Annotated in this window: 1 protein-coding gene; it reads right to left on the bottom strand. The window is 57.9% G+C overall.

All coding sequences use genetic code 11. The features are described from left to right. A partial coding sequence (locus ACXAIC_RS19115) for a DUF4214 domain-containing protein (RefSeq protein WP_475183895.1) occupies positions 1-7859 on the bottom strand: 7859 nt, incomplete at its 3' end. Positions 7860-8924: the final 1065 nt, after the last annotated feature.

The raw sequence follows: 8924 nt of genomic DNA, 5'->3' as shown, positions 1-8924 counted from the left end.
GAACCAGCTCCGACAAAACTCTCCTGCGAATAGGCCCCACGATCCCAGCCGCCCGTGCTGCCACCCGTTTTCTCAATCGCATTCGTTGCAAGATCGCGAACAAGGATCGGCTCTGCGTTCAACGCTTCACTTGTTGTGAAGCTAAACAGTTCAACAGGGACGGACGCACCAGCAAACCGTACCCACTTGCCGTTTTCTGCGTCACCCCAGGAAATCTGCGTGACGGTTCCCTTCTCGGGGTCCTCGTAGGTCCGGATCTCGAGCTGATTTTGCTGAATGTCTACAAATTTCAGGGTATCGCGACCACCGATGGCCTCGTCCGGATCTTCAACGATCCAGAGGTAAGACGTCTCGGGGGTGATCACGTAAACGTCATTGCCCGCACCACCGTCCGCGGTCTGTGTCTCGCCTTCGACACCGACGCCAGCCTCCAGGTGATCATTACCTGCCCCACCGGTCAGCGTGTCGGAGCCCCCTCCGCCGGTGAGGTTGTCGTCCCCGTCACCGCCGATCAGAGTGTCGCTGCCGCCGCTGCCTTTCAGGACATCATTGCCCGCACCGCCGTCGAGATGGTAGTCGACAGTGTCGAGATCACCGGTGACGCGGTCGTTCAGATCCGCCCCCTTGAAGATTTCAAAGCCAAGTGCGGACAAATTATCCGTAACAAAACCGGATCCTGTTTCAACGACAAGCGTGTCGGTGCCGTCCCCGCCGACATTACGCGCCGCGCCATTTACGGACCAGAACCGGTCACCAAGCGCGTAGTGAACCTCGTCATCACCACCTCCGGCAGCAATGGTATCCTTGCCATCTCCACCGACGATCTTGTCGTCTCCGTCGGTACCAGCAATAAAATCGTCTTCGTCCGTGCCGTAAAGCAGCGCCCGGCCGTGAACGTCGAACTGCAGATTGCTCAACGTCGTGCCGTCAGCAAACTCATACTGTTCGATGTGCTGGCCCTCGTTGGCGATATCGAGATAACCCGCCGGACGACTGCCGTCAGCTGCCCAGGCAAAGCGCAGGGCCTTGCCATTGGGTTCGCCGTGATCGACAAGGGCAACCGACAGATCTGACGGGATCAGGTCCTTGAACCGGACCGTGTCCGCGCCGCCGTTTTCTATTTCCCCGTCGTGCGTGATGATTGCAGAACCAATTTCCGAGGAAATCAGATAGGTGTCATCTCCGCTTTGACCTTTCAAATACTGCCTGGTGCTACTGCTTCCTGTTCCTGCATCCAGAACATCGTCTCCTGCGCCGCCTTCTAGAACATCATCTCCCTCACCGCCCAGGAGCGTGTCATGGCCGTTGCCGCCAATGAGCGTGTCATTGCTTCCGCGGCCTTTCAGAACATCATGACCATTTCCTCCGTAGAGGAGGCTGTCATCCGAGTTTGCCTCAAGATAGTCGTTGCCGTTATTTCCATAAATTACACGAACTGGTGTTACCAAGTCCGTCTCATGGCTTCGAAGGTCTCGATATCCGGTTTCAGGGTCGTAGATATGAAGCTTGCTACCGCCCTCTTTCATGTTGTTGTGTGCATAAAACTTAAAATCAACAAAGCCGGTTTGCGTGGCACTGTAAGTTCCCGTGACCTCTCTATCGTCATCGTTGTCAAACAGAACAAACTGGCCGTCGACATAAAGCAGACCAGCGTCGTCTACATCTTCCTTGAAGGTATAATTTTTGCCTGCAACCACAAACATCTGACCTTCGTAGACATAAAGATTGTGCTCTTTACCTGTATGATGGTTGATGCTCTGAGCGTCGACTTTCCAGTCCGGCGCCCGTGAACTTTCCAGGGTCAGGAGTTGATGTACGCTCGCAGTGTGAATGCCGTTGTTTATATAGCTCGCCCAAGTCAAATCCGTCAGATAGGTGTCGCTGTCTGCGTCACCGACAGCCGTTTGGAATGCGCCAAGATGCCCGATCCAGTAGCTGTCGCCGTTGTCGAAGGCGAGGCGTTCAATGCGGCGGTCGCCGGAGACCCACCAGCCATTGATCGTGATGGATCCGGTCAGCGGAGCCAGGCCGTTTGCTGCGGCGGCATTCTGCTCTGATGAATTTTCGGCATAAAACTCGATCTTCAAATTGTTGCCCGACCGGGTCAACTTCAGATCGTCCATCTCGATTCCCTTGCCGAACACCAGCGTGTCGCCATTTGGACCGTTGCCGGTGTCAGCGATCACATCGTCGCCGTCTCCGCGTTCATACGTGTAGGTGTCGTCGCCTGCACCGCCTTCCAGGCGATCGTCTCCGGTGCCGCCCGCGAGCGTGTCGTCGCCGGTGTTGCCCTTGAGCGTATCGTTTCCTGCTCCGCCGATCAGGGCGGTGGCTTCCGTCGAGGCGGTCAGGGTGTCGTCGCCATCCCGGCCGTAGATTGCGTCATAGCCCGCACCGTTCAGCGTTTCACCGGTCGCGGTGCCGATCAGGATATTGGCATCGTCGGTTTCGATCTCTACCGCACCACCGTCGAAGGAGACCTGAAGCGGGTCCTCCTTTTCCAGATCCATCAGGAAGACATCGTGGTTGGTGGTCTCGGTATGGCCGTTGCCGACCACATTATGTTCCGCCGTTTCTGCCAGATCCGCCGCAATCTGCGCACGTGTGACCGTGCCGCCGTCGAGATCCGAGAGATGGCCTTCCAACTCGTCAAGAGACGGTTCGCGCCCGAGTGTGTTGTGGTAAAGCCGCGCGACAAAACCTGCATCACTCAAAGTGCCGTACCGGACCGCATATTCGTTGGACAAAAGCAACGCTTTGGTCAGCGCCACGCGATTCAGCTGGCTGTCGGCCGCGTGTTCCACAAGGACCTCGACTTCCGACAGATCCATATCGCGATCGAGAACGGCATCGTAGATCCGCGCGGCTTCGGCGAGCAGACGCTCCTTGGCCTCGGCGTCGAATGTCTGGGTGAAGACGGCCGTGGTGCCATTCACGGTCTTTCGCATCTCCCAGGTTTCCAGGCCCAGGCCATCGACCGCATGGGCGACGATGATATGCGCATCCGTCGATGTTGCCGTGACGCCATTGCCCCAGGAATAACTGCCGTTTTCAACCGGAGAGCGGTCGATCGTCTGGGTGACGTCATCTCGAAGGATCGTTGTCTGAAGACCGTCGGCAGACGTCGTGGTCACGGAACTCCGGGTGCCCTTGTCACCGAAAGCCGTCTCGGTGATCGTGACACTGCCGTCTGCTCCAGTCACGGATACGAATGTCTTGTCGACAGCCGTATCGCCGTCAAAGTCATACGCTCGGTTAACCGTTCTGCCATCGGCGCTGACGGTTTCCTCGAAGCTGGAACGCAAAGCGCCGTTGTCGAACCAGTCGGTGCTGTTGGTCGTCGTCGACCCGTCGGCGTTCAAGGTGGTGACGGTGATCTCGGTGTTGTCCACCTCTCCGTTGCCGTCGGAATCCACCACAGTTGTCGAGTGCAATCCGTTGGCCGAAGTCGTTGTCGTGCTGGAGAATTCCAGACGGTCGTCTGCACCGCGTTCCTCAAACGTGCTGATCTCGTTGCCTGCCGCATCATGGGACATGGTGGTGACACGGGTGATGTCCGCCGTACCGTCACCGTCGATGTCAAAGGCGTAGCTCTGAGTGGCCCCATTGGCCGACATCGTCTTGGTGATAACGGCCTCGGTCGACCCATCCGCTGCCCTGTCGGTGTAGGTGACCGTTTCGGTGCGGCTGAGATCGATCTGCGTTACCATTTGAAGGTCATCAGATCCATCGCCGTCCCGGTCGAGCGTGGAGGTCACGGTGCGCCCGTCAGCGCTGATAACAGTCTGCGAGCTACGCAGGAGCGCGCCACCTGAGCCGTAAAGGCTCACCGTTTCCGTACTGCCGCCTGACGCGCCAAGCTGAAGGGAATTCACCCGGTTATCTGTACCGTCTCCGTTAAAGTCGGTTGTTTGCGCGACATCAAGGCCATCTCCGCTGGTCGTACGTGTCTGAGACGCTGTTAACGTATTTGCAGCATTGCGCGTTTCCCAGGTCTCCAGAGTCTCGCCGTCTGTAGCAAAGGTCGTGCTGAAGGATGTAGCCGTCTCGAAGCTGCCATCACCGTCAAGATCTAGGGAAGCTGTGCTGGCAAGACCGTCGTCGGATGTGATGACCTGCTCCCTGGCAAGTAGCGCTCCCGCACCGTCCCGGTGCTCAGCGGTTCGAGTCCGGCTGCCGTCGGAACCTAGGGTAATACTGGCCGCAAGGGTGCGATCATCGCGACCATCGCCGTCAAGGTCGTAACCCATCGTCCGGGTCAGACCGTTGCCGCTTTCCGTGGCAACCATCCGTGCCACCAGCGCGCCAGTTGCAGCAAAATAAGACGAAGTCGTTGTCGTGGCACCGTCATCGCCGACGGTCGTGACCATATCCTCATCGTTCTGGCCATCGCCATCCCGGTCGACATGAAGCGAGGTCGTGCGGCCATCTCCGCTGACGGTTTCAACCGTCTTTTCAATGAGCGCGCCACTCTGTGCAGCCACGTCGGTCGTCGTCGTGACCGTGCCGTCCTGGGCAATCACCGTCTGGCGTGCCGTTGTTCGATCTGCCTGGCCGTCCGCGTCCAGATCGTCGGCAAGGCTGCTCGACAGACCGTCGTCACCGGTTGCCGCGACCGAGCGGGACCAAAGTGTGCCGTCACGTCCCTTGAGGTCGTTGGTTTCGGTAACAGACCCGTCGGCATTCAGAACGCGGGTGGTGGTTGCCACCGTTTCAAAAGTTCCATCGCCAAGCCGATCGGCCTCAGCCGTGGTGATCAGGCCATTGGCACTGGTGACCAATCTGGTCTGGCTCTGAAGGCTGCCGTCGGATGCAAGATACTCCGTCAGCGTTTCGACAATGCCGGTATCGGCTATCGTCTGCGTGGTCCGGATATCCGTATTGCCGTCGCCGTCGACATCTTCGGTCGTGACGACAGAACGGGAATTGTCGGTGACGCTTCGCGTCGATGCGCTGCGCAGAAGACCAGCGCCATCGCGCAGTTCGCTGGACACAACTGTCGATCCGTCGGTGTTCAGAACCGTCGTGGACGTCTCGACAAGATCATAGGTTCCATCACCATCGGCATCGGTGCTGACGGTGGTCACGAGACCGTCGTCGCTGACCTCCGTCCGGGTCCGGCTTAAAAGCGTATTATTCGAAGACCGGATATCCACCGTCGCGGTGGTGCCGCCGTCGCTCTCCAGAACGCTTGTCTCGGTGACGACACGCTCAAAAGTGCCGTCTCCGTCGCTGTCTGTCGCCGTGCTTGTCTCCAGCCCGTCATCGCTGACAGTCACAACAGACGCGCTTCTGAGCGACTGATCTCCGTTCAACGTCTGTTGCGTGGTTGTTTGGCTGCCATCAGCATTCAAAACACTTGTGCGCGTCGCCGTAACGTCAGCGGTCAGATCACCGTCAAGGTCCGTTGCCGTCTCGCTCACAAGACCGTTGGCGCTGGTGCTGGTCACCGTCTGCCCCAGCACCGTGCCGTCATTGGCCGTCACCGTCTCGGTCAGTGTGATCGCCCCGTCACTGCCTTCGTTCCTGACCGAGAGCGAATCGGTGTTGCCGTCGCCGTCCCTGTCGACCGTGACCGTGCGCACGCGCCGGTCGGCGCTGTCATGCACAATTGTCCGCGCCAGCAAATTCGTCTCATCACCGGCATAGCTCGACGAAGTACGCGTGGTGCCGCCATCGGTCTCCAGAACCCGCGTCTCGACGGACTTTTCCTCATAAGCGCCATCGCCGTCAACATCGGTCCGGACTGTCGTCGTCAGTCCGTCCGCGCTGGTGACGGTCTCGCTTACAGTCCTTAGGGACTGATCCTGATTGCTGGTCGTAACCGTCCGTGTGGAGGTGCCGTCGCCATTCAGAACCGTGACGTCGGAAACGCTCAGATCCGTGTCGCCGTCAGCGTCTGCATCGGTTGTAACGGTCTTCGTCAGACCGTCGGAACTTGTCGTTGAAGTTGTGACGGCATTGACGGACCCATCCGCATTACGTGTGTAACTTGTCGCGATTCTCTCATTGGTTGTAGCACTGACCGCAACAGAAGACACAAGGTCCGTAGACTCAAAACTCCCGTTCTGGTTGAGATCCGCCCAGGTTGTGGAGCTGACCTTGTCCGCGCCGAGCGTTTCCTTCGTTTTTGCCCGCACCGAACCATCAGTGTTTGTCACCGTGACCACCGTCTCGCGGCTGTCATCGGCATTGATCACGGTTTCTTCGACGGTCTTGACATCAATGTCGCCGTCGCCGTCCTGATCGAGCTCGGTCGTCTTGGTCAAGGCATCGTCCGACTGGACAGTCGTCGAGCTGCTGCGCACCGAGCCGTCGCCGTTCTTGACGGTGAGCACGGAGGTCGTAACACCATCCGGGGCAACGGTGATGGCCAGGTCCTCGCGCGTGTCAGTATCGCCGTCGCCATCAAGATCGCGCAGGATCGTCTTGGTACGACCATCCGCACTGACATCTTCCTGAACATGCGCGCGCAGGGATCCGTCCCGGTTGGCGGTTGCCACGGTTTCGGTACGGCTGTCATCGACATGAACCGTCACCGTGTGGGTCACGGTGGTGTCGGCCAGTCCGTCGCCATCCCGATCCGTCCCTTCGGTGCGGACAAGACCGTTGACCGAGACGGTTTCGGAGCGGCTGGTGATCACCGAACCGTCCTGCGCCAGATCGCTGAGCACGATCGTCCGGCTGCCGTCGGCATGCTCGGTGCGAACCTCGCGCTGGTCGAACCAGCCGCCCCCCATCAGGTCGCGTTCGATGGTCTCGACCTTGCCGTCCGCGCTCGTCGTCGTGACAATGCGGGTTTCCAGCACCGCCGTTGCCGCAACGCTGCCGTTGAGATTGGATTCCGTTTCGGTGCGGCTGCCATCCGGATTGACCACCGTCACGATGGTCTGGATGCGGTCGGTCACCCCGTCGCCATTGTCGTCATAGCGGTTGGTGATATCGAGCCCGTCCGGGCTGAAGGTCGAGTGGATCTCATAAGCCTTGCTGCCATCCGCCGCATAGGCGGCCGAGGTCAGCACCCGGTTGCCGCTGCCATCGGTTGTTTCCACCTGCTCGACCCGGTGTCCCTGGGCCTCGGAAGCCAGCAGCATGTCGCCGACCGTGCCTGTGGTGCCGTCGGAGCGTTTGAAGGTCGTCTGTCCGGTGATCACCGAGCCATCGGCAAGCTCGATATGGGTTGCGTCCGCCGTCAGGTCGAGTTCCGTAATGCCAAGCTCGGCCAGGGTTTTCGAGACGAGCGACCCATCCGCATTGGTCACCATCAGTTTGAATTTGGAAAAATCCGTATCACTGGCGTTCAGGACGCCGTCGCTGTTCGTGTCGAAGACGGAGGCCAGGGCTTCCAGATCACTGGTTGCGGTCGGATCCCACTCGGTGAAGATAAACTGGCGCTTTTCGGTGATCTCGTTGCGGCCGTCAGGGTCAAAGTAAAGGATCCCGTCCCCCTCGCCCGCCCAGGCCGTGCGGCGCAGAAACCCATCGCCCTCAGAGTCGAGGAATACGGTCGACCGATCCAGCGCCGTGACCTCGATCCCATCACCGTCAAGATCAAGAAGAACAGGCTTGCCGTTGCCGTCGCCATCGCCGCCGGATTCGCCTTCGCTTTTGTTGTTTCCGTACTTCCCTTCGGCCTCCGCGCGATTGTGTTCGCGTGCGCTGACCTCACCATCATTGTCGTAGTCGCCAAGGCCACCGCTGCCAATGCCCGTCTCCCGGGAACGGGTCGTGTCGACGGTCGAGCCCTCCGAGTCACGGCCCGAATCTCTGTCCGAGGCCGACGAAGCAGCAAAGTCTCTACCCTTGTCGCGACCGTGTTTGATCGACGCTTCCAGACGGGAAAAGTCTTTCGCACTCATGAAAGCGGACGTCCAGCCAACACCAGACTTATCTATGTTTTTCGCGCGGTATTCACTCCATGCCGCAGCATTCACCTCGCGGTTTGTTCCGCCCGCAGCCGCAGCACCAAATGCAACGGCTTCTGCTCGGCCTTGAGACGTTGAATCATAGGATGAGTTTTGGTTCGCTCTGTATCCAATGACCGCATGCCCATTTAGCGGCACAACTCCCTCAAGTTGAGTAACGGCAACGGCATTTCCACTAGCAAAATTTTCTTTCTGATACTCAAACCCTTTCCCATCTGCCCAAGAGTCATTGTGGACTCTTACACCACCGGCCACATAGGTATGGAATTCATCAACTTCAAAGTTGTATGTTTTCCAACCTTTCTTATAAACAGGCTTAAGCGCAAGACTTCCGCTCTCCGGGTAATAGTAACCTTCACCCTGTTCGAACATATCTGCGGTCTCTGCGGAATAAACAATACGTTCTGAAGTGACTTCGACTTCTGTGCCGTCGGCTAACACCAAAACTCCTTTACCGCCTTGAACTAGACTATCGATCTCACGAAAGCCGCCATTCGCGGAGAGAAACTGGTGCTCTGGTGTCGTCACCAGTTCTTTTTCTTCACCGTTGTCTACCCAACACAACCTAAGCCAAACATCTGTTATATTTTCGAAAACCCGAACGACTTTTCGCGGCAACAGCGCTCCCCGACCCAATTCAACTGTTGAATCAAATGAAAGAACGGTATGGCCAGGGCGAATTTCCTCAATAGGCAACGTACCAGACGACAAAACAATCGGAGTCCCGCCAGCAAAGCAACGATCTACAAATATTTCTTCTAATCTTCGAACAAAATCGGTAAGATCCGCTTTTATCTTTGACTGATGCTCCAAACTACCTAAGATAATTCCAAACTTTGCAACCCCTTCCGCTCCAACTCTAAACTTGCCGTCCTCGTAGTGTAATCCTGCGTTGCCTTTGACTGAGTAGCCCTGCGCCACCCCCAGCGCAGTCCAAAAGTCCCCCTGAATAAACTGAGCACCGACAAACGACTTGAAATCATCAACCTTCAAGTTTGG

The sequence above is a fragment of the Roseibium sp. AWQ4_254 genome (genome assembly GCF_056161025.1).
The sequence above is the reverse complement of the archived record's forward strand: the minus strand, read 5'-3'. Positions and strand labels throughout refer to the sequence as shown.